This window comes from Thalassotalea castellviae (assembly GCF_031846185.1).
GTDB lineage: Bacteria > Pseudomonadota > Gammaproteobacteria > Enterobacterales > Alteromonadaceae > Thalassotalea_H > Thalassotalea_H castellviae.
This window is the reverse complement of the sequence record NZ_JAVRIF010000002.1, coordinates 472,515-492,879: the sequence shown is the minus strand read 5'-3', so window position 1 is coordinate 492,879 and position 20,365 is coordinate 472,515. Positions and strand designations below refer to the sequence as shown.

General features: G+C 38.5%; 20 protein-coding genes. 10 read left to right on the top strand and 10 right to left on the bottom strand.

Annotated elements, in window-relative coordinates; translation table 11 throughout:
- The first annotated feature begins 30 nt into the window (after positions 1–30).
- The 4 genes from nagB-II to RM573_RS05900 all read left to right on the top strand — a co-directional run bounded on the left by nagB-II (position 31) and on the right by RM573_RS05900 (position 4,032).
- Positions 31–1,029, top strand: coding sequence for a glucosamine-6-phosphate deaminase NagB-II (nagB-II, locus tag RM573_RS05915; protein ID WP_311578648.1), 999 nt, complete (start codon positions 31–33; stop codon positions 1,027–1,029).
- A complete protein-coding gene (gene nagA, locus RM573_RS05910; protein ID WP_311578646.1) occupies positions 1,029–2,162 on the top strand; it encodes an N-acetylglucosamine-6-phosphate deacetylase in 1,134 nt (377 codons plus the stop codon). Before nagB-II ends, nagA begins: the two co-directional genes overlap by 1 nt.
- 35 nt (positions 2,163–2,197) lie before the next feature.
- Entirely contained in the window at positions 2,198–3,490 is a 1,293-nt protein-coding gene (gene nagP / locus RM573_RS05905; protein ID WP_311578643.1) for an N-acetylglucosamine MFS transporter NagP, read from the top strand.
- A gap of 320 nt (positions 3,491–3,810) precedes the next feature.
- Positions 3,811–4,032 (top strand): TIGR02922 family protein, encoded by a 222-nt coding sequence (locus tag RM573_RS05900; protein ID WP_311578639.1) that lies wholly within the window; start codon positions 3,811–3,813, stop codon positions 4,030–4,032.
- 100 nt (positions 4,033–4,132) lie between these two features.
- Here RM573_RS05900 and ccmE read toward each other — a convergent pair whose 3' ends face one another.
- The 5 genes from ccmE to ccmA all read right to left on the bottom strand — a co-directional run bounded on the left by ccmE (position 4,133) and on the right by ccmA (position 6,965).
- The gene (ccmE, locus tag RM573_RS05895) at positions 4,133–4,618 is read right to left on the bottom strand and encodes a cytochrome c maturation protein CcmE (protein ID WP_311578636.1); all 486 of its coding nucleotides are present in this window, start codon (positions 4,616–4,618) and stop codon (positions 4,133–4,135) included.
- Positions 4,602–4,841, bottom strand: a complete 240-nt coding sequence (gene ccmD / locus RM573_RS05890) for a heme exporter protein CcmD (protein ID WP_311578634.1) — start codon at positions 4,839–4,841, stop codon at positions 4,602–4,604. Before ccmD ends, ccmE begins: the two co-directional genes overlap by 17 nt.
- Positions 4,841–5,587 (bottom strand): heme ABC transporter permease, encoded by a 747-nt coding sequence (locus RM573_RS05885; protein WP_311578632.1) that lies wholly within the window; start codon positions 5,585–5,587, stop codon positions 4,841–4,843. The genes ccmD and RM573_RS05885 overlap by 1 nt, the downstream gene beginning before the upstream one ends.
- Positions 5,587–6,240 carry a heme exporter protein CcmB gene (ccmB, locus tag RM573_RS05880; protein WP_432280220.1) on the bottom strand — a complete coding sequence of 218 codons (654 nt, stop codon included), beginning with the start codon at positions 6,238–6,240 and terminating at the stop codon, positions 5,587–5,589. Before ccmB ends, RM573_RS05885 begins: the two co-directional genes overlap by 1 nt.
- An 83-nt stretch (positions 6,241–6,323) precedes the next feature.
- Positions 6,324–6,965, bottom strand: coding sequence for a cytochrome c biogenesis heme-transporting ATPase CcmA (gene ccmA, locus RM573_RS05875; protein ID WP_311578629.1), 642 nt, complete (start codon positions 6,963–6,965; stop codon positions 6,324–6,326).
- Between the two features lie 319 nt (positions 6,966–7,284).
- Here ccmA and RM573_RS05870 point away from each other — a divergent pair, with 319 nt between their 5' ends.
- The 5 genes from RM573_RS05870 to hemH are packed head-to-tail and all read left to right on the top strand — an operon-like array spanning position 7,285 to position 12,632.
- Positions 7,285–9,285, top strand: a complete 2,001-nt coding sequence (locus RM573_RS05870; protein ID WP_311578626.1) for a heme lyase CcmF/NrfE family subunit — start codon at positions 7,285–7,287, stop codon at positions 9,283–9,285.
- Positions 9,286–9,837, top strand: a complete 552-nt coding sequence (locus tag RM573_RS05865) for a DsbE family thiol:disulfide interchange protein (RefSeq protein ID WP_311578624.1) — start codon at positions 9,286–9,288, stop codon at positions 9,835–9,837.
- A complete protein-coding gene (locus RM573_RS05860; RefSeq protein ID WP_311578621.1) occupies positions 9,837–10,292 on the top strand; it encodes a cytochrome c-type biogenesis protein in 456 nt (151 codons plus the stop codon). The genes RM573_RS05865 and RM573_RS05860 overlap by 1 nt, the downstream gene beginning before the upstream one ends.
- A gap of 3 nt (positions 10,293–10,295) precedes the next feature.
- Positions 10,296–11,549: a c-type cytochrome biogenesis protein CcmI gene (gene ccmI, locus RM573_RS05855; protein ID WP_311578618.1), complete on the top strand. Its 1,254-nt coding sequence runs from the start codon at positions 10,296–10,298 to the stop codon at positions 11,547–11,549.
- 51 nt (positions 11,550–11,600) lie between these two features.
- Entirely contained in the window at positions 11,601–12,632 is a 1,032-nt protein-coding gene (hemH, locus tag RM573_RS05850) for a ferrochelatase (protein WP_432280214.1), read from the top strand.
- Between the two features lie 38 nt (positions 12,633–12,670).
- Here hemH and RM573_RS05845 read toward each other — a convergent pair whose 3' ends face one another.
- The 5 genes from RM573_RS05845 to pepA all read right to left on the bottom strand — a co-directional run bounded on the left by RM573_RS05845 (position 12,671) and on the right by pepA (position 18,958).
- Entirely contained in the window at positions 12,671–13,351 is a 681-nt protein-coding gene (locus RM573_RS05845; protein WP_311578615.1) for a lamin tail domain-containing protein, read from the bottom strand.
- Between the two features lie 188 nt (positions 13,352–13,539).
- Positions 13,540–13,749 carry a cold-shock protein gene (locus RM573_RS05840; RefSeq protein WP_303454427.1) on the bottom strand — a complete coding sequence of 70 codons (210 nt, stop codon included), beginning with the start codon at positions 13,747–13,749 and terminating at the stop codon, positions 13,540–13,542.
- A 311-nt stretch (positions 13,750–14,060) separates the two neighbouring features.
- Positions 14,061–16,916, bottom strand: a complete 2,856-nt coding sequence (locus RM573_RS05835; RefSeq protein WP_311578611.1) for a valine--tRNA ligase — start codon at positions 16,914–16,916, stop codon at positions 14,061–14,063.
- A 28-nt stretch (positions 16,917–16,944) separates the two neighbouring features.
- Positions 16,945–17,430: a DNA polymerase III subunit chi gene (locus tag RM573_RS05830; RefSeq protein WP_311578608.1), complete on the bottom strand. Its 486-nt coding sequence runs from the start codon at positions 17,428–17,430 to the stop codon at positions 16,945–16,947.
- A 19-nt stretch (positions 17,431–17,449) separates the two neighbouring features.
- Complete coding sequence (gene pepA / locus RM573_RS05825; protein ID WP_311578605.1) at positions 17,450–18,958, bottom strand: leucyl aminopeptidase; 1,509 nt, start codon at positions 18,956–18,958, stop codon at positions 17,450–17,452.
- 274 nt (positions 18,959–19,232) lie between these two features.
- On the opposite strand from pepA, the gene lptF reads away from it, so the two are divergent.
- On the top strand, positions 19,233–20,363 hold the full coding sequence (gene lptF / locus RM573_RS05820; protein WP_311578602.1) for an LPS export ABC transporter permease LptF: 1,131 nt from the start codon (positions 19,233–19,235) through the stop codon (positions 20,361–20,363).
- Positions 20,364–20,365: the final 2 nt, after the last annotated feature.

The window sequence follows — 20,365 nt, the reverse complement described above, 5'->3', positions numbered from 1 at the left end:
CAAGATTAAAAAATTAACAAAGGTTTGAACATGACACAAACAATTATGGAACAAGAGGCTAAACAAGCACCATCTGTGGTTGAAGGCCAATTATTAGCGAATAAAGCATTAGCAGAAAAAATTGGTGTTAAATTACGTGAAATTGCTCCGAAAATGGTAATGATTATTGGCCGTGGCTCTTCGGATCATGCCGGTGTTTTTGGTAAATATTTAATTGAAATTGAAGCGGGTATTCCAACGTTTGCCGCAGCTCCATCTGTTTCGAGCGTTTATGGTAAACAACTTAAGTTAGAACAAGCATTAGTGATTGTTATCTCACAGTCGGGTCGTAGCCCAGATATTATCGCGCAGGCAGAAATGGCAAAAAAAGCAGGGGCCTATTGTGTTGCATTAGTCAATGATGAAACCTCACCGTTGAAAGATATTGTCGATGAAGTTTTACCTCTGAAAGCCGGGGCAGAAATTTCCGTTGCTGCGACTAAAAGTTATTTAGCTACTTTGTCAGCCTTATTGCAACTTACGGCATACTGGACTGAAAATAACGAGCTTATCTCAGCATTAGATACATTACCGTCTGCTATGCAAACCATTATTGATTCAGCGCCGCAATTAACTTCACAATCCATTGACGGTGTTAAAAATATGGTCGTGCTTGGTCGTGGTTTAGGTTATGCCATCACCAAAGAAATGGCATTGAAACTTAAAGAAGTAAGTTCTATTCACGCAGAAGCATTTAGTAGTGCTGAATTTTTACATGGCCCGGTCACTTTAGTTGAGCAAGGGCTAGCGATATTAAATTGTGAAGTTAACGATGAAAGTGCTCAGTCGCATCAAGAACAAATAAATGAAATGACGGAACGTGGTGCTGATTTAGTTCATTTACGTCAAACAGATCTCAGTGTACATCCTCGTTTAGCACCATTAGTGGTATTACAACGTTTTTATTTGGACGTAGCTGAAGTTTCAGTTTCAAGAGGGTTTAACCCTGATGAGCCAAAAGGCCTTAAAAAAGTGACGCGGACTTTATAATGACTCGTTTACGCATTCATGCAGATAAAATATTTGATGGCCAGCAATTTTACGAGCATCAAGTGTTAACTATTGAAGATGGAAAAGTGCTATCAATTGATGACGATACCACCTCTGTAGATGTGGTTGTTCAAGGCATGATTGCACCGGGATTTATAGATTTACAAGTTAATGGTGGTGGTGGTGTACTGTTTAATGATTCTCCCTCATTAGACAATTTAAAAACCATCATCACCGCCCATTCACAGTTTGGTACCACAGGCATGTTACCAACACTGATCACCGATAAAGTTGAGGTTATGGCTCAGGCTGCTGATGCCATGGCATTAGCTATCAAAGAAGGCGTTCCGGGGATTTTAGGTATTCATTTTGAAGGACCTCATTTATCGGTTGCGAAAAAAGGCACACACGTTCAAGAATACATTCGGGCAATTTCTGAAGCAGAATGGCAAATACTTGAGCGCAAAGACATAGGTCAAATCTTAGTAACTTTAGCACCTGAAACGGTTTCAACAGATGATATTCATCGAATGGTATCGTTAGGTATCAAGGTGTGTTTAGGGCATACCAATGCTGACTTTAAAACAGCTCAAGCGGCGATGGATGTGGGGGCAGACGGTTATACGCATTTGTTTAATGCTATGTCTTCAATTGAAAGTCGGGCGCCTGGCGTAACTGGCTGTGCGTTATTAAATGATCAAGCGAGTTGTGGCATGATTATCGATGGTCATCATGTTGATTATACAACGGCAAAATTGGCACTAAAAACTAAACCTCAAGGAAAAGTGTTTTTAGTCACCGATGCTATGTCAACCATTGGTACCGATCAAACTGAATTTTCATTTTTTGATCGTACGGTATATTTAAATGATGGACGTTTAACCTCAACCACAGGTGAATTAGCAGGTGCTGCTTTAGATATGGCGACAGCGGTTAAAAATACGCATTTAGGTATTGGGATTGTATTAGATGAAGCCATTAGAATGGCTAGTCAATATCCTGCTGATTATATCAATCAAGGAGCTATTCGGGGTAATCTATCGGTTGGAGCGCAAGCTGATTTTGTTATATTAAATGATCAGTTGGGTGTTGAGTCGACATGGATTGGTGGACAAAGAGTTTATACAAAGTAAATAACTATAATAAAAAGATTAAATTTGAGGAAACTATGGATATGACAATGTCACAAGAGAAACCGAGCATTTTGTTACCAATGACGCTGGCCGGCTCAATGTTTTTTATATTGGGTTGTATAACTTGGCTCAATGGGGCTATTACGCCATTTTTACAACAAATGCTTGAGCTGTCGCCCATTCAGGCCTCGTTTATTATTTCATCTTTTTATATTGCGGTTACCATAGCGGGAATACCATCAGCTATGTTGATCAAAAAGGTAGGTTACAAAAATGGTATGGCGATTGGTTGTGGGGTAATGGCGAGCTCTGCATTATTGTACATTCCTGCGGCTAAGCTCCAAATGATTGAGATATTTTTATTTGCCCAGTTACTGATTGGTGTTGGACAAACAATTTTACAGACAGCCGTTAACCCTTATGTAGTTAAAATGGGATCAGAAGATTCAGCGGCGGTGCGTGTTTGTATTATGGGCTTGTTGAATAAGTTTGCTGGCGTTATTGTTCCTATTATTTTTGCCATGGTTACTGTTGCCGCGGTTGCTGGTGAAGGGGCATCTTTAAGCCAAGCGCAAAAAGATACTATGGCCGATAGTCTTGTTTTACCTTATATCGCCGTATCATCGCTGATCTTTATTTTTGCCGCTTTTGCAAAATTCTCACCTTTGCCTGATTTAGTTTTTGAAGATGAAAACCCGAATGCTAAAGGTGAAGTCAGAGAAGCGCTAAAACATCCACACTTAGTACTTGGTGTTATTGGTATTGCTTTATATGTTGCTGTAGAAGTAATAGCGGCAGATACTATTGGCTCATACGCATTAGCAATTGGTGTTGCTGACTTCTCAATGATGACCTCGTATACCATGGCCTGTATGTTGATAGGTTATGCCATTGGTATCGCCCTTATCCCTAAATATATGTCACAACAAAATGCCTTAGTGATGTCGGGTATCGCGGGTATTGTGACTGTTGCCGCGGTTGTCTTTGGTAGCAATGATTCATTTTTAATTTCTAACCTTTTACTCGTCCCATTTGGTGGCCCTGAATTACCAGATCCTTTGTTGTGTATTGCTTTATTAGGTTTTGCCAACGCTATGGTGTGGCCTGCTATATGGCCTCTAGCGTTAAGTGGCTTAGGTCGATTAACCGGGACAGCTTCAGGGTTACTTATTATGGGGATTGCCGGTGGAGCGTTAGGTCCACTACTAATAGGATTAGGAAATGTTGCAGGATTGGGGGCACAAGGGGCCTATGCGCTCATGCTGCCAAGTTATTTATTTATCATTTTCTATGCCTTAAAAGGTCATAAATTAAGAAAGAAAGCCTAAAACTTTATTTCCAGAAAAGCATTTATCCTTAAGGATATCCGAACTCACTAGTTGAGGGTGCGTTAAAAAAGATCGTATTTGATCGCCCTGAGTCTTGTACTCAGGGTTTTTTTTATCTGCACAGTGCGAAAACCAAGTCACAAAATCACTTAGAAAAGTAGTTAGCAGTTTCAGAATCAAACCTAGTGTAGTAGTATCGCTTGAGTTTAAGATGGAATGAAATTAGCAATAACTTTAGGACAGAAGTAAACCATTTATAATTATAAGCCAATAAGTACCACATAGTTTGAGGCTTTATAAGATAAGCAGTAGGGTTATTTATGAGTCGTAATGAAGTTGAGCTAGTCACTATCATTTATTATTGTGACACAGCTTTAGAATTGAAACATCAGGTATGCACATTTGAAAAATCAGTGACAGGAAGAGTCATTATTCCTGAAAATTTAAAAAAAGATAAAACGATTGTTGCAGTTTGTAATGGCGATGTTGAAATTATTAATAAGCTTGGAGAGCGTATTTTACCAACTGATAAAATTGCTTAGCAGAATTTATCACCAACGACGTCAAGTATTAAAAAATAAAAGCCCTTAACTTTGATTAAGGGCTTTTCTATTTCAACGCTTTGTTAATAAGTCAGCGCTATCATCCAGTTGGTTTTAATTGCTCTTCGGTATATTTTGGCGCTTCGTGACCTTCACCTAAGGAATCAGCAATCTCTTTCGGCATATAGTTTTCATCGTGTTTTGCTAATACTTCACTTGCTTCAAGTACACGTGATTGGCTTAACTTACCGTTTGCGATTATGCCTTGACCTTCTCTGAATAAATCGGGCAGTATGCCATCATATTTTATGGTGATGACTTCGCCTTTATTGGTTAGGTCAAATTGTACTTTTAAATTATCGGCGTCGCGTTTTACGCTACCGACAACGACTAATCCACCCACTCTTATTCGTTGACCTACCTTAGGTTTAATTCCTGTATCATCTTTCCCGTGTACCACTTCGTGAGGAGTGTAGAATAAGTCGATGTTTTGGCTTAAGGCATATAAAACTAAACCACTGATAATACTTATTCCGATTAACAAAGATAAAACGATAGTTAAGCGTTTTTTACGGCGTGGATTCATGACTTACCTCTTGAGAAAAATTATCTTTTTGACGTTGTGCTGCTTGTTTGAATTTAGCTTCTCTTTGTTGATGACGCTGTATCTGGTTAATGATATCTTTATTCTTTTTGATGCTTAAAAATACTAATAATATTAATAACGTAATGCTTATCCCATAAGATAACCACACATAAAAACCATGGCCGCCCATAGCTATAAAATCAGCGAAACTCGAAAACTGCATTATTTACCCTCCGTTTTACTGACAAGATCACGTACCCAAGCTCGCATCGCGTTTCGAGCTAAAATCTCATTTCGAAAACGAAGGCATATAATCCAGGTAACAAAGCAGATAAAACCAATAAAGCATACCAAAAATGGCCAATACATACTCGAAGACATAGAAGGTGCGCCTAATTTAGAAACCGTTGAACCTTGATGTAAGGTATTCCACCATTCTACTGAATATTTAATAATAGGGATGTTGACTACCCCAACCAGCGCTAAAATTCCCGCAGCTTTGCCTGAGAGTGTTTTATCTTCAAAAGCATTGTGCAGGGCTATGACACCTAAATATAAAAATAATAAAATAAGCTCTGATGTTAAGCGGGCATCCCAGATCCACCATGTGCCCCAAGTAGGACGGCCCCAAGCAGCGCCAGTGATTAGCGCAATGGCGGTAAATACAGCACCAACTGGGGCCATGGCCGCCGCAGAAGCATCGGCTAATTTAATTTGCCAAACAAGGCTTGATAATGCTGCTATTGCCATTGCGACATAAATACTCATCGAAAGAATGGCTGCAGGTACATGTAAATAAAAGATGCGAAAACTGTTACCTTGCTGATAATCCGCAGGGACAAATAAAAGTGCCCAACTCAAACCGATAAAAAGCAAAATAAACGTTAATTTAGAAAACCACGGAATTAATCGTCCGGCGAAGTGATAAGACACTTCTGGGTTAGCATAAGGATGAAGCCATTTCCACATTAGTTGGTACTCACTTTTAGTGCGGCGCTAACCGCAAAAGGGGATAATGTTATAGAACCTATTAATAGTGCGCCAATTATAGCAAGCTGTCCGCTATAGGGTAAGCTCATTGCCGCAGTATCAATAGCACTGGTCGCAAATATTAATACTGGAATATAAAGAGGGAGTACTAATAAACTCAGTAAAACGCCGCCTTTTTTAATGCCTACAGTAAGCGCAACACCAATAGCACCTAAAAAACTAAGAATCGGTGTTCCTAACAATAAGGTTAACAGTAAAGCTGAATAACTGTTTTCGTCTAAATGCAGCAATAAACCGAGCAAAGGAGCAATAAAAATAATCGGTAAGCCTGTTAAACACCAGTGGGCAATAACTTTGCCTAGCACAATGATAAATAAAGGATGGGGACTGAGTAGCATTTGTTCTAATGAGCCATCAAGAAAATCTGATTTAAACAATCGATCCAGTGATAATAGAGTAGATAATAATGCTGCCACCCAAATAATACCGGGGGCTATCTTAGCTAGTGTGTTCGATTCTGGTCCTATTCCTAAAGGAAATAAAGTAATAACAATAATAAAAAAGAGTAACGGGTTCAAAATGTCGTCTTTATGACGAAAAGCAATAGTTAAATCACGTTTAAAAATCAACATAAAAACCTCTTTATAGGAAATAGCGGCTTTTATTTCGATGGCGATGTCATTGCGTTTATTCATTTTTTTCTTCGATATTTCATTTAAAAGAAACGATATTCTAACGTGACTTTTTTATATAAATTTTGGTCAATCGATAAGTCTTGATGCGTCGTTAAAATAACACAACCGCCATTTTGGGCGTGATTAACCATTAATTCTTCGAGTTTTTTTACACCATTTTTATCAATTGCAGTAAACGGCTCATCTAATATCCAAACAGGCGCTTTACTTTGCCATAATTTTGCTAAAGCGATACGTCGATGTTGGCCTGCGCTTAAGTGAGCCGCGAGTGCATCTTCAAAACCAAGTAAATCAACTTGATCTAATGTTTTTTCGGCCGTTAATAGATCTAAACCACTTAAACTCAAAGAAAATTCAAGGTTTTCTTGTGCAGTCATTTCGCCTTTAATTCCGGCTAAATGTCCAATATAAAGTAAGTTTTGATTGTAAATTTCACGTTCATCACCAATTGCCATATCATTGAAAAATACTTGACCTTCATAAGGTTGAGAAAGTCCGGCGAGAATTCTGAGCAAGCTTGTTTTTCCTGCGCCATTCGGTCCTTCAACTTGAATAATATCACCAGCATTTATGGTTAAATTAAGGTGTTCAAATAGAATACGTTCTTCGCGTATGCACGTTAATTGATGAGCGTTAAGTAATGAAGGTGAGTGTGTTGGCATTTATTTAAATAATGATCTGATCTAATGGCGTTATCTTAACTTTAATTTGAATCATTTTAGAGAAAAATAATTTAAATGGCTTGATCTAGATCCTACTATAGATAATGAATTTATCATACCATTACTGCACTGATACCACTTTGAGCGTTTCAAGTAGTAATTTTGTAATAAGATGTCACTCTTTGATGAAGTTTACCTATAAACAGTGCTAACATTGCTGCAAATTTTTATCGACTTGAGAATAAATCCCTCAAGACGTATTTTGATACTGACGATCACCTTCATACGTGATCAGTACCGATAACATTCGGAGATTTATATGATTCCTGAGCTAGGCCACTTTGCCTTAATCATAGGTTTGGCATTTGCAATTTGTTTGAGCGTTTTTCCGCTTATTGGCGTTTATACTGGCCAAGCTAAATTGACCAGTTACGCTAAACCTTTAACATTTGGCATGTTTGCTTTCACCTCGATTAGTTTAATTATTTTAGCTTACTCGTTTGTTATCGACGATTTTTCTGTCAAGTATATTGCCAGCCACTCTAATTCATTGTTGCCTTATTATTTTAAAATAAGTGCGGTGTGGGGGGGACATGAAGGCTCTTTGTTATTGTGGGTTTTCGCGTTAACGGCTTGGACAATGGCGGTTGCTAAATATAGTAAAGGAATGGACGAAGCTTTTATTGCAAGAGTATTAGCCGTATTAGGAATGGTAGCCGTTGGGTTTATGTTATTCACCTTACTAACCTCAAATCCATTTGATCGATTATGGCCAGTGGTGCCAGCAGAAGGGCGGGATTTAAACCCTTTATTACAAGATGTTGGATTAATTATTCACCCACCCATGTTGTATTTTGGTTATGTAGGATTTGCCGTCAGCTTTGCTTTTGCGATTGCCGCCTTAATGGTAGGGAAGTTAGATGCTGCTTGGGCTCGCTGGGCTAGACCTTGGGTCATTGCCGCTTGGATATTTTTAACACTCGGTATTGCTTTAGGTAGCTGGTGGGCATATTACGAATTAGGCTGGGGCGGTTGGTGGTTTTGGGATCCGGTAGAAAATGCATCTTTTATGCCTTGGTTAGTTGGTACCGCATTAATTCATTCATTAGCAGTAACAGAAAAGCGAGGCACGTTTAGAAACTGGACCGTATTATTAGCCATTTTTGCTTTTAGTTTAAGTTTATTAGGGACATTTTTAGTGCGCTCGGGAGTTATAACTTCAGTACATTCATTTGCTTCTGATCCGACACGAGGTGCGTTTATCTTATTACTACTGGCAATTGCCGTTGGTGGTTCTTTCACTTTGTTTGCCTTTAGGGCCTCGAATGTCGCTAGCTTTAGTCGCTTTTCACTATATTCAAGAGAAACAGCATTATTGCTCTGTAATATTATTTTAGTGGTTGCTTGTGTCACTGTGTTATTAGGCACCATTTACCCTTTAATTGTTGATGCCTTTGCTTTAGGAAAAATTTCGGTAGGCCCTCCTTATTTTAATGCGGTATTTGTACCTATTATGAGTTTGTTATTTATCATAATGGGAATTGGTCCACTGATCCGTTGGAAAAAAGCGAAAAAAGGCGAGCTACGCAAACAAATTGCTAAACCATCAATAATCAGTATTGTGATAGGTTTCATTTTCCCATTTCTATATGACGGCGAACTTAATTTATTAGCTAGCTTTGGTATTATGCTTGCCCTTTGGGTTTCGCTTGTTGTCGTTAAAGATTTAAGAAATCAGGCAAAATCTAAACAAGGTCAATACGCATTTAGTAAAGTCACCTTAAGTCAATGGGGAATGACTATTGCTCATATGGGCATTGCTATTACGATTGTCGGAGTCACTATGGTTTCAAGTTATGAAAAAGAACTTAGTGTTAAAATGTTTGTTAACGACTCCATTAATGTCTCAGGTTACGACGTTACCTTTAAGGGGATTAAGCCGGTAAAAGGACCTAATTACAGTGCTGATCAAGGACAAATTGAAATCCATCAAGCGGGGGATTTTGTTGCTTTGTTAAAACCTGAGCGTCGCACTTACTTAGTACAAACTATGGGGATGACAGAAGCAGGAATTGATCCTGGCTTATTTAGAGATGTCTATGTTGCACTCGGTGATCCACTTGAAGATGGCGCTTGGGCGATACGTGTTCATTATAAACCTTTCGTTAGGTGGATTTGGTTAGGTGCCATCTTTATGGGACTTGGTGGCTTATTTGCGATGTTAGATAAACGTTACCGTCGACGAAAAACAGCCAAATCAGAGTCTAAGCTTAATGTATCAGCTTCCTCAGCAAACACTGCGACCGAAGGAGTTTCATAGATGAATAAAATAATCCGTTTTATACCTTTAATTTTATTTATTTCACTCGGGATCATCTTGTATCGTGGCTTAGCTTTAAATCCGCAAGCACTGCCTTCGGCTTTGGTTGGACAAAAAATGCCTGAGTTTGTTCTCACGCAATTGTTAAAACCAAAGGTAATGCTCACCGAGAAGGATTTAGTTGGAGACATAAAGCTATTAAATGTTTGGGGAACGTGGTGTGTTTACTGTAAGTATGAACACCCATACCTAGTCGATATTGCCCAAAGTGGCCGTGTCGCTTTATATGGCTTGAATTATAAAGATGATCGCGATGATGCCAGACAATGGCTAAAAGATTATCAAGACCCTTACCAGTTTTCTATTTTTGATCCGCTTGGCAAGTTGGGTATTGAATTAGGCGTAACTGCAGCACCAGAAACCTTTGTTATAGATCATAAAGGCATTATCAGAATGAAGCATGTCGGGCCTATCGATGGCAAAGTGTGGCAAGAGAAATTCTTACCTTTAATTATCACGCTTGAAAACGAATTAAAGGGAGAAACATCTTAGTGAAATATCTTATTTTTATTTTACTTTTTACAGTCGCTTTTACAACCACAGCGTGGGAAACAGATACCTATGTTTTTCATGATGAAGTGACTGAAATTAGATATAAATCTTTAGTGAAAGAGTTACGATGTCCTAAATGTCAAAATCAAAATTTAGCCGATTCAAACTCTCCAATTGCTGCTGATTTACGACGTGAAGTATATCAGTTACTCGAGCAAGGAAAGTCTGACGGTGAAATTGTTGATTTTATGGTGAATCGGTATGGCGAATTTGTTTTATATCGTCCTAAAGTTTCTAGCTTGACCTATATTCTCTGGTTTGGCCCCGCGTTTTTGTTGCTGATTGGCGTGATTGTTGTTGTTCAAATATTACGTAAAAAACCAATTAAAAAAGAAACGGTTACTCTCTCCAAAGAGCAAAAAAATAAATTAGCTCAAATTTTAAAAGATAAATAATTTATGTTAGAACTTCTTGTACTTGTTGTTGCCTTTATCCTCTTGTTGCTCATTATTGTTTGGGCACATTATTTAAATCAAAATCGTCAGAATGTGAAAATTGATAATAGTTTTCGTGATGAAACCAATGTGCGTTTATATCATGAACATAAAGCTGAAATTGAGAAAGACTTTCAACAAGGTAGTTTAGATAAAGAAAGTTATGAATATTTAGTCGCTGAGCTTGAGCAAAGTTTATTACAAGATATTCAAGATAATGCTAATGAAGCCAATCAGTCAATCGACAAAAAATCTTCGCTTTCAATTGTCTGGCCAGCAACTATATCGTTATTTATTATTATTTTTAGTGTTGCCCTTTACAGCGAAAGAGGCTCGATGGAGCTTATCGCAAATACACCAAAGGAAAATGGTAGTCATCAAACACTTGATGAACAACAACAATTGATTGTTGAAATTCAAAAGTTAAAGAAAGCGACAGAGCAACAACCAAATAATTCTGATGCTTGGTATAGTTTAGGTCAAGCCTTAGTTGGTATCGGTGAGTTTGATGAAGCTTTAACTGCGTTTGATAAAGTCATTGGGATTGATGGTGAACAAGCCGATTTATTTGGCGCTAAAGCACAGGCGAGTTATTACAAAAATGCACAAAAAATAACGGAAGAAGTGCAATATTATATTGATAAAGCATTGTCGTTAGATGCAAAAGACCCCTCAACTAATATTTTGTTGGGCATGAATAACTTTATCAATAAGAACTATCAACAGGCGATTGATTATTGGCAAACGGTTGTCAATGACAATAGACCTAGTGTGAATAGTGACGCATTAAAAAGTGCAATTGTTGAAGCAAAAAACCGATTAGCATTAACGGGTGGTATGGTGGCTGATAACGCCAGTCTTGCTGGTCCTCAACTTTCTTTACATGTCAGCATCAGTGAAGAAATACTAACGCAACTGAATGCTGGTGAAGATAAGGTAGTATTCATTTATGCTATTCCTAGTGAAGGTGGTCGAATGCCATTAGCTGCGATTAAGGTACAAGCCAGCGATTTGCCATTAGATGTCGTGTTAAATGATCAACGTGCGATGACACCAGCGGCAAAATTAAGTGATGCAGAGCAGGTCAATGTTTATGCCATTATCTCTAATAATGGTGGTGTTGGCATTAAGCCGGGTGATTATAAAGCTGAAAAAACCGGTGTTCGTGTAGATACAACAGACGTTATTGAATTAGTGATTGATCGTCTCGTTGAATAACTGAAGTATTGATTATTGAAAATTTTATTAGTGATGATATAAGGAAGTTTATTGAAATCCCGTTACTTAGGTCGAGATAAGTCGATTCATGATAATCGCAACAATGACCAAAAGAAAAAAACAGCGGTACTGTTAACAAACTTAGGTACGCCTAGTGCTCCAACGGCTGCGGCCTTAAGAACATACCTTAGAGAGTTTTTATCTGACCCACGTGTAGTAGAAATTCCACGATTGTTATGGATGATTATTTTACACGGCGTAATTTTGAGAGTGCGGCCAAAAAAATCGGCAAAACTATATCAGAGCATATGGACGGATGCAGGCTCACCTTTAATGGTGATCAGTGAACAAATCAAATCAAACGTTGCCAAGAGTTTACATGCTACAAACGAAGATGTGGTTGTAGATTTAGCGATGCGCTATGGAAAGCCTGCAATATCTGATGCATTAAATAACTTTCAACAACAAGGAATAGAGAATATTGTTGTACTCCCTTTGTACCCGCAGTATGCCGGGCCAACAACGGGGTCAACATTTGATGCAGTTGTTAATGAAATCAAGAAATGGCGTTGGATCCCATCTTTACATTTTATTAGTGGTTATTATGATCACCCGTTATATATTAAGGCATTGGCCAATAGTATTCAGGAACATTTTCAAGCAAAAGGTAAACCTGAAAAATTAGTGCTTTCTTATCATGGTATGCCGAAATACTTTTTGGAAAAGGGCGATCCATATTATTGCTTTTGTCATAAAACGACTCGGCTGTTAGTTGAAGAACTTGGTTTAACCAGTGATGAATACATCATGACTTTTCAGTCTAGATTTGGCAAAGCCGAATGGCTTCAGCCATACACAGATGCCACGTTGGAAAACTTAGCAAAAGAGGGCTGTCAAAGTGTTGCAATTGTCAGCCCTGCCTTTAGTGCTGATTGTCTTGAAACTCTTGAAGAGCTTGTTCACGAAAATAAAGCGGTGTTTATTGAAGCCGGTGGCAAAGAGTATCACTATATTCCAGCATTGAATGATAGAGCTGATCATTGCCAGTTAATTACAGAACTCGTTACCAAGCAACTTCAATAAATAAGTACCTCAATTTGCATGAAGCAAACCTATTCAAGTTAGCTTGGACATTCACTATCTAAGGGGTTAAATAGGTAGTGTCTGTTGTGTTTAAATAAAACCAAGAGTAATAAGGCAAAAAGTAATAACGGGACCGTTGAAGGCTCTAAAACGGTGACATTTAGCTTAGATTTTATGGTTTGTTGGCTATTAATGGCTCCGGAAGTGTGTGCCATGGCTTGCCAGATAAAATCTTGATAAGTATTGCCTGTGCCTGTCAGTTGTAATGAAAAATGGCTTGGTGTAGAACTGCCACTTTCACTTATGCCAATATCCGTACTGGTTAACCCTGCTGCAGTACCAGAAGTGGCGGTTATAGTGCCCTCATAAGATAAAAATTGTCTGACTTGTCCTACATTATCAATCAGCGCTAGCCCATCTGGAGCACCATTTTGAATATTACTAGGTGAAAACGAGGCAAAACCAAAACCATTATTGGTGTCTGAAATAACGCCGGATAAATGTATGGTATTGCTATAAGTTGAGCCATTACTGCCATTGTACAACTCCACCTGCCAACCTGTTAGATCAGTGCCAGCCTCAGCCATTAATTCAAAAAATTCATGTTGATCAGTACCAATATTATCGTAGTGAATTTCATTGATAAAAATTATACTTGCAGAACAAATAAAAGAGCTAAATAGGGATAAGAGTACAACTAGGTTATGTATTAATTTCATGACTAAATCCTTTTAGTTAATAAACCTCACTTCATGTGAGTGATTAAATTTTAGTCAATAACGTATTTTATGCGAATTTTAATCCGTGATTTTTTCGATAAAAAGGGAAATTTAGCTAAGTGATTAATAACAAGCATAAAAAAACGGAGCAATAAATTGCTCCGTTTTACAAATTTCAATCGTTTAGCTTAAGATGCTACAACGTTTTCAGCTTCAGGACCTTTTTGGCCTTGCTTAACTGAGAAAGATACCGCTTGACCATCAGTCAAAGTACGGAAGCCGTCTCCAGAGATAGCGCTGAAGTGAACAAACACGTCAGGGCCATTTTCTTGCTCGATAAAACCGAAGCCTTTAGATTCATTAAAAAATTTTACTTTACCAGTTACTGTCTCAGACATACCAACATTTCTCGCAGGTTAGATATTAAAAAAAGCTAATTATTTAGCCAGATACGGAGTAAATGCCCTCTACCTAAAGTACAGACAGAGAAAGGTTTCCAATAACACAATTCTAAAGCGTCTAGGTAATTAATCTATTTATTTAAAAATGGATTAATCTTTCCTTCTCCCGAAACGCAAAAACTCAACGCGACAATATGCTAACACAATAGTTCAACAAGATCTTGAAAAAATGTGAAATTTACTTGACTTTTTTATGACAAAATAAAAGCCAGTATATTTACCGGCTTTTATTTTAAGTCTGAGAATGATTAAAGCGCAGCTATTTGAGCTTTTTGCTCACGCATTTTTGTCAGGGTTGATTCCGCATCAGCAAGCTTTGCTTTCTCTTTTTCGATTACCGCAGCCGGTGCCTTAGCAACAAAGTTTTCATTACTTAACTTGCCACGCACTTTTTGAGAGTCTTTCTCTATTTTTTCAATCGCTTTAGTTAAACGGGCAAGTTCAGCTTCTTTATCAATTAAACCAGCCATTGGAATTAATAACGATAAATCGCCGACAACAGCTGTTGCTGAAGCAGGGCCTTCTTCACTGTCACTTAATACTTGGATTGATTCAAGCTTAGCCAGTGCAGATAAAAACTGCTCATTTTCGGTTAAGCGGCGTTGGTCGTTGGCATTCACATTTTTAAGTAATACCGGCAATGGTTTACTTGGTGCAATATCCATCTCACCACGTATGTTACGAATAGCAACAATAAACTGTTTTACCCACTCTAAATCTTCACTTGCTTGATTATCAACAACGGTTTCGTCATATTGCGGAAAGCTTTGTAGCATGATGGTGTCACCACACTTTTCAAACTTAGTTAACGGTACAACACGTTGCCAAATTGTTTCGGTGATAAATGGCATAATCGGGTGCATTAAACGCAATAGGGTTTCTAATGTTTCCACTAAGGTTTGGCGAGTACCACGTTGTTGTGCTTCGCTACCTTTAAATAAAACAGGTTTCGTTAATTCTAAATACCAGTCACAAAATTGATTCCAAGTGAATTCGTATAATGCTTGAGAAGCAAGATCAAATCTAAATGAATCAAAGGCTTCATGCACGGTTTTAATGGTTTGCTGTAATTGGGCTTTGATCCAACGGTCGGCAAGAGAAAACTCAAGGTTTGAATTCGTTAATCCACAATCATGTTCTTCAGTATTCATTAATACGTAACGACTGGCATTCCATAATTTATTACAGAAGTTTCTATATCCGTCTAAGCGTTTCATGTCCCAGCTGATATCACGACCTGTGGAAGCAACAGAGGTTAACGTGAAACGTAAGGCATCGGTACCATGTGCTTCAATGCCATCTGGGTATTCTTTTTTCGTTAATTTTGTAATTTTCTTGGCAAGCTGAGGTTGCATCATGTTGCCAGTTCGTTTCTCTAATAAGTCGTCTAAAGAAATACCGTCAATCATGTCTAGTGGGTCAACCACATTGCCTTTAGATTTACTCATTTTATCGCCATTTTCATCGCGAATAAGGCCTGTTACATACACTTTTTTAAATGGAACTTGCGGCTTGCCATTTTCGTCTTTAATGAAGTGCATGGTCATCATGATCATGCGAGCAACCCAGAAAAAGATAATATCAAAACCTGTTACCAGAACATCGGTTGAGTGGAATTTCTTTAAGTCTTCAACATTATTTGGCCAGCCTAAGGTTGAAAAAGTCCATAACGCGGATGAAAACCATGTATCTAAAACATCATCATCTTGTTTAAGCACGATATTGTCGGCTAAGTTATTGTTGCTACGCACTTCTGCTTCGCTACGACCAACGTATACCTTGCCGCTCTCGTCATACCATGCTGGAATTCTGTGTCCCCACCATAGTTGTCGAGAAATACACCAATCTTGAATATCACGCATCCAAGCGTTGTACATGTTTTCATATTGTTTAGGTACAAACTCAATGTCGCCATTTTCAACAGCTGCAACCGCTGGCTCAGCAAGTGGTGCTGCACGTACATACCATTGGTCGGTTAAAAGTGGCTCGATAATTACCCCTGAACGATCACCGTAAGGCGCAACTAGGTCGTGATCTTTTACGCTTTCTAGCAAGCCTAACTCGTCAAATTTTTCTACGATGGCTTTTCGAGCAACAAAACGGTCTAAACCAGCAAATTCAGCAGGAAGTTCAGTACTGTATACGTCACTTGGTTCGCCGTTGTTTTGATATATTTCTGCACTGGCCAAAATTGCGGCATTTTTATCTAAAATATTAATGAGTGGTAAATTATGGCGTTTACCGACTTCGTTATCGTTAAAGTCATGGGCAGGGGTAATTTTCACACAACCTGTGCCTTTCTCCATATCGGCATGATCATCACCGATAATAGGGATAAGACGATTCACTAAAGGTAATTGAACATGTTTGCCAATTAAGTCTTTATAGCGCTCATCTTTAGGATTAACCGCTACACCCGTATCACCTAACATGGTTTCAGGTCGAGTGGTTGCCACAATTAAGTAATCTTTACCTTCTGCGGTTTTTTCGCCATTTGCTAATGGATAACGTAAGTGCCACATGTGGCCTTTTTTATCTTTGTTTTCTACTTCAAGATCTGAAATTGCCGTATGAAATTTAGGATCCCAATTCACTAAGCGTTTACCACGGTAAATCAGGTCATCTTCAAATAATCGAACAAATACTTCTTGAACGGCTTCTGACATGCCGTCATCCATGGTAAAACGTTCACGTGACCAATCAATTGAATTACCTAAACGGCGCATTTGTTGGCCGATTGTTCCGCCAGACTCTTCTTTCCATTGCCACACTTTATCGATAAAGGCGTCGCGGCCATAATCATGACGAGTTTTTTCTTCTTCAGCCGCTATTTTGCGTTCAACAACCATTTGTGTTGCGATACCTGCATGATCACAGCCCGATTGCCATAGTGTATTTTTACCTTGCATACGTTGATAACGGATTAAGGTGTCCATTATCGTTTGCTGAAAAGCGTGCCCCATGTGCAAACTACCCGTGACATTAGGCGGTGGAATGGCAATACAGTAACCATCACCTGTTCCTGTTGGGCTAAAATAACCTTGCTCTTCCCAACTTTGGTAGAGTGATTGTTCGATGTCAGCGGGATTAAATGTTTTTTCCATCAGGGTAACTACTTTATTCTTAAATGTATCAAGACGTTGTTTGTTTTGAGCTTGCAGGCTGATTACCTACCTGAAAGCCTAATTGGCGATATACTTTAAAACGTTCACGTGCGTTTTGTTTTAAATGTTCATCGCTTGGAACAAAGTCTACGATTTGTGAAAATTGATGAGCAAAGTTTGGCACTGTGCTCGTTAAATTAATTAAAACAGGACGACGATTGGTTGGTGTTTGCCAACTAATTTCAACAGCCGCACCGTTTTTTTGTCCTTCATTCACTAAATTATGTGGGACAAAACTGTCAGGTTCAAATGACCATAATAGCTCATCAACTTGATGAGCTTGGTCTTGGTCTTGACAAAAAATGAAGACACGTTGGTTTTGACGATAAAAATGCGCCGCTTGATAACAGCTATGTAACAAAGATAAATAGTGCTTATCTGGGTTACTGCTAGCTTGTTCTGCTGCATTTTCATCGTGTTCTAACAGATAGAACATTACCTGAGTATTCATCATTTAATAATTGTTAACTCTATTATTCGCCTTGTTCTGCGCCAGAACGATTCAGTAAAAACTGTGTAAGCATGCTGACAGGCCGACCCGTTGAACCTTTATCTTTACCGCCGCTGCGCCATGCAGTACCGGCAATATCAAGATGAGCCCAATGGTATTTTTTAGTAAAACGACTAAGGAAACAAGCCGCCGTTATTGTACCCGCTGCGCGACCGCCTAAGTTGGTAAAGTCAGCAAATGGGCTTTCTAATTGATCTTGATACTCTTCCCATAAAGGTAAGCGCCAAGCTCTATCACCACTTTGCTCAGAAGCATTTAATAATTCATGAGCTAGAGGATTATGAGTACTTAATAAACCCGTCGCATGTTTACCTAGTGCGACGACACAGGCACCGGTTAAAGTCGCTACATCTACCACTAATTCTGGTTCAAAGCGCTCTACGTATGTGAGGGCATCACATAACACTAATCTACCTTCTGCATCAGTATTTAATACTTCAACAGTTTGGCCTGACATTGTGGTCAGTACATCACCAGGTCGGTAGGCGTTACTACTTGGCATATTTTCACAACCGGCTAATACGCCAATAACATTGATAGGCAAATTAAGCTCAGCCAGTGCGTGCATAGCACCTAAAACACCGGCGGCTCCACCCATATCGTATTTCATTTCATCCATTGCTTCACTAGGTTTGATTGAAATACCACCACTATCAAAGGTTAAGCCTTTACCTACTAATACAATCGGGTTTGAATCATCTTTTGCACCGTTATACTTGATAACACTCATCATGGATTCATTCACTGAGCCACGACCCACAGCAAGGTAAGATCCCATACCTAATTCTGTCATTTGTTTTTCATCAACAATATCGGTAGAAACATTGTCGTAATCGTTTTCAAGAATTTTAGCTTGTTCGGCTAAGTACGCCGGATTACAAATGTTTGGTGGCATGTTTGCAACATTTTTACAGGTATTAATACCTTCTGAAATGGCAAGACCGTGAGCAATCGCACGTTCACCTAAAGGTAATTCACGACGAGTAGGCACATTAAAAACAATTTTACGTAACGGGCGACGAGGCTCTTCTTTACGCGTTTTTAAACTGTCAAAACTATATAAGCAATCTTGCGTTGCTTCTACGGCTTGACGTACTTTCCAGTAATTATCACGACCTTTAACATGTAGTTCTGATAGAAAACAAACCGCTTCCATTGAGCCGGTTTCATTTAAGGTATTAATCGTTTTACTGATAATTTGACGGTATTGACGTTCGTCTAATTCACGTTCTTTACCACACCCTACTAATAAAACTCGTTCACTTAAAATATTAGGTACATGATGTAATAACAGCATTTGCCCTGATTTACCTTCAAGATCACCACGACGTAAAAGATTACTAATGTAACCTTCACTGATCTCGTCCAGTTGCTCTGCTATTGTTGATAAACGTCTCGGCTCAAATACACCAACAACTATACAGGCACTGCGTTGCTTTTCTGGGCTGCCACTTTTTACACTAAATTCCATGGGCTCTCCTAATTTTTAGGTAAAACTGAATGATTTCTAAAAAAAATGCAGTTTAACTTGCTTAAATCTACACTTAATAGATAAGCTTACTGTAATACTTTTTCAAATAATTAATCAACTGACTTTCTATTTTATCAAGCTAAAGGCTATAATTATAGGCGGACTCAGCAATTTTATCTTAAGGCGATTAAATTATTTTACTTATGAAAACGACAAGTTTACTTAAAAATTGTCTATATGTCAGAAAAAAACTAAGTTTTTGTAGGATCTCTTTGTGATTATTTTTCGATATTTATTAAAAGAAGTCGCTAAAACGCAATTCGCCGTATTTATCGTTTTAATGACCATCTTTATTAGTAATAAGTTTGTTCGTGTTTTAGATGACGCTTCTGAGGGCGGCATCCCTGGCCAAATGGTCATGGTCTTTATTGGCTTAAAAATTCCTGATCTGGCTGGCATGATTTTACCATTAAGCTTTTTCTTAGGAATTCTGCTTGCATATGGTCGAATATATGCCGATAACGAAATGTCGATTCTTCATGCTTGTGGTGTCAGTGAATGGTATGTGGTGCGGGTCACGTTGTTACTGGCCTTTTTAACCGCAATTATCACCGGGCTTTTTACCCTTTATTTATCGCCGATGGCGGCAGAGTATGAATATCAAGTGAAAGAGCAATTAGCAGCAGACTCTGGCTTAAGTTCATTGATTGCCGGGCGTTTTCAAACCACAGGTAATGAAAAAGCAGTGGTGTTTATTCATGATAAAAATCGTGAAGATAATAGCTTAAGAAAAGTCTTTGTTGCGCAGTTGCCTGATAACGATAAAAAACATACAAATATTATTAACTCGAGCTTAGTATATGCCGCTAAGGGTGAAGTCATTGAAGATGTGACAGGCTCGCAAAAGTTAATTCTTTCTAACGGCACGCGTTATCAAAATGACGTAAAAAATGAAGAATTCCGCCAAGTATCTTTTGGTAAATATTACATTCAAATTCAAGATCAAAAAGTCGAGCACAAGAGCCGTAAACTTAAAGCGATTCCGACGGCCGATTTATTCAATGAAACTCCGGCTGAATATAAAGCAGAAATTCATTGGCGTGTTGCTTTTCCTTTGGCATGCATCATTTTAACCTTTGTTGCTGTTCCCTTAAGTGTCGTGAATCCTCGCCAAGGAAAATTTGCGAAAATGCTGCCCGCGTTATTGCTCTTTTTAAGTTATTTTTTATTATTAACCGCCGTAAAACGCGGCTTAGAAAGCGAGTCGTTACCTAGTCATATTGGTTTATGGCCTGTTCATTTTATCGCACTCTTTTTAGGTGCAAGTTTGTTAATGAAAGGGCGAAGTTTTGGGTTAAAGTTAAAAGCAAAATTGCCGCAATTCCCGCGTAAGGGAGCTGCTTAACT

Coding starts and splice junctions, on each gene's coding strand:
- nagB-II (WP_311578648.1), top strand. CDS start 31: ATGACACAAACAATTATGGAACAAGAGGCTAAACAAGCACCATCTGTG.
- nagA (WP_311578646.1), top strand. CDS start 1,029: ATGACTCGTTTACGCATTCATGCAGATAAAATATTTGATGGCCAGCAA.
- nagP (WP_311578643.1), top strand. CDS start 2,198: ATGGATATGACAATGTCACAAGAGAAACCGAGCATTTTGTTACCAATG.
- RM573_RS05900 (WP_311578639.1), top strand. CDS start 3,811: ATGAGTCGTAATGAAGTTGAGCTAGTCACTATCATTTATTATTGTGAC.
- ccmE (WP_311578636.1), bottom strand. CDS start 4,618: ATGAATCCACGCCGTAAAAAACGCTTAACTATCGTTTTATCTTTGTTA.
- ccmD (WP_311578634.1), bottom strand. CDS start 4,841: ATGCAGTTTTCGAGTTTCGCTGATTTTATAGCTATGGGCGGCCATGGT.
- RM573_RS05885 (WP_311578632.1), bottom strand. CDS start 5,587: ATGTGGAAATGGCTTCATCCTTATGCTAACCCAGAAGTGTCTTATCAC.
- ccmB (WP_432280220.1), bottom strand. CDS start 6,240: ATGTTGATTTTTAAACGTGATTTAACTATTGCTTTTCGTCATAAAGAC.
- ccmA (WP_311578629.1), bottom strand. CDS start 6,965: ATGCCAACACACTCACCTTCATTACTTAACGCTCATCAATTAACGTGC.
- RM573_RS05870 (WP_311578626.1), top strand. CDS start 7,285: ATGATTCCTGAGCTAGGCCACTTTGCCTTAATCATAGGTTTGGCATTT.
- RM573_RS05865 (WP_311578624.1), top strand. CDS start 9,286: ATGAATAAAATAATCCGTTTTATACCTTTAATTTTATTTATTTCACTC.
- ccmI (WP_311578618.1), top strand. CDS start 10,296: ATGTTAGAACTTCTTGTACTTGTTGTTGCCTTTATCCTCTTGTTGCTC.
- RM573_RS05845 (WP_311578615.1), bottom strand. CDS start 13,351: ATGAAATTAATACATAACCTAGTTGTACTCTTATCCCTATTTAGCTCT.
- RM573_RS05840 (WP_303454427.1), bottom strand. CDS start 13,749: ATGTCTGAGACAGTAACTGGTAAAGTAAAATTTTTTAATGAATCTAAA.
- RM573_RS05835 (WP_311578611.1), bottom strand. CDS start 16,916: ATGGAAAAAACATTTAATCCCGCTGACATCGAACAATCACTCTACCAA.
- RM573_RS05830 (WP_311578608.1), bottom strand. CDS start 17,430: ATGATGAATACTCAGGTAATGTTCTATCTGTTAGAACACGATGAAAAT.
- pepA (WP_311578605.1), bottom strand. CDS start 18,958: ATGGAATTTAGTGTAAAAAGTGGCAGCCCAGAAAAGCAACGCAGTGCC.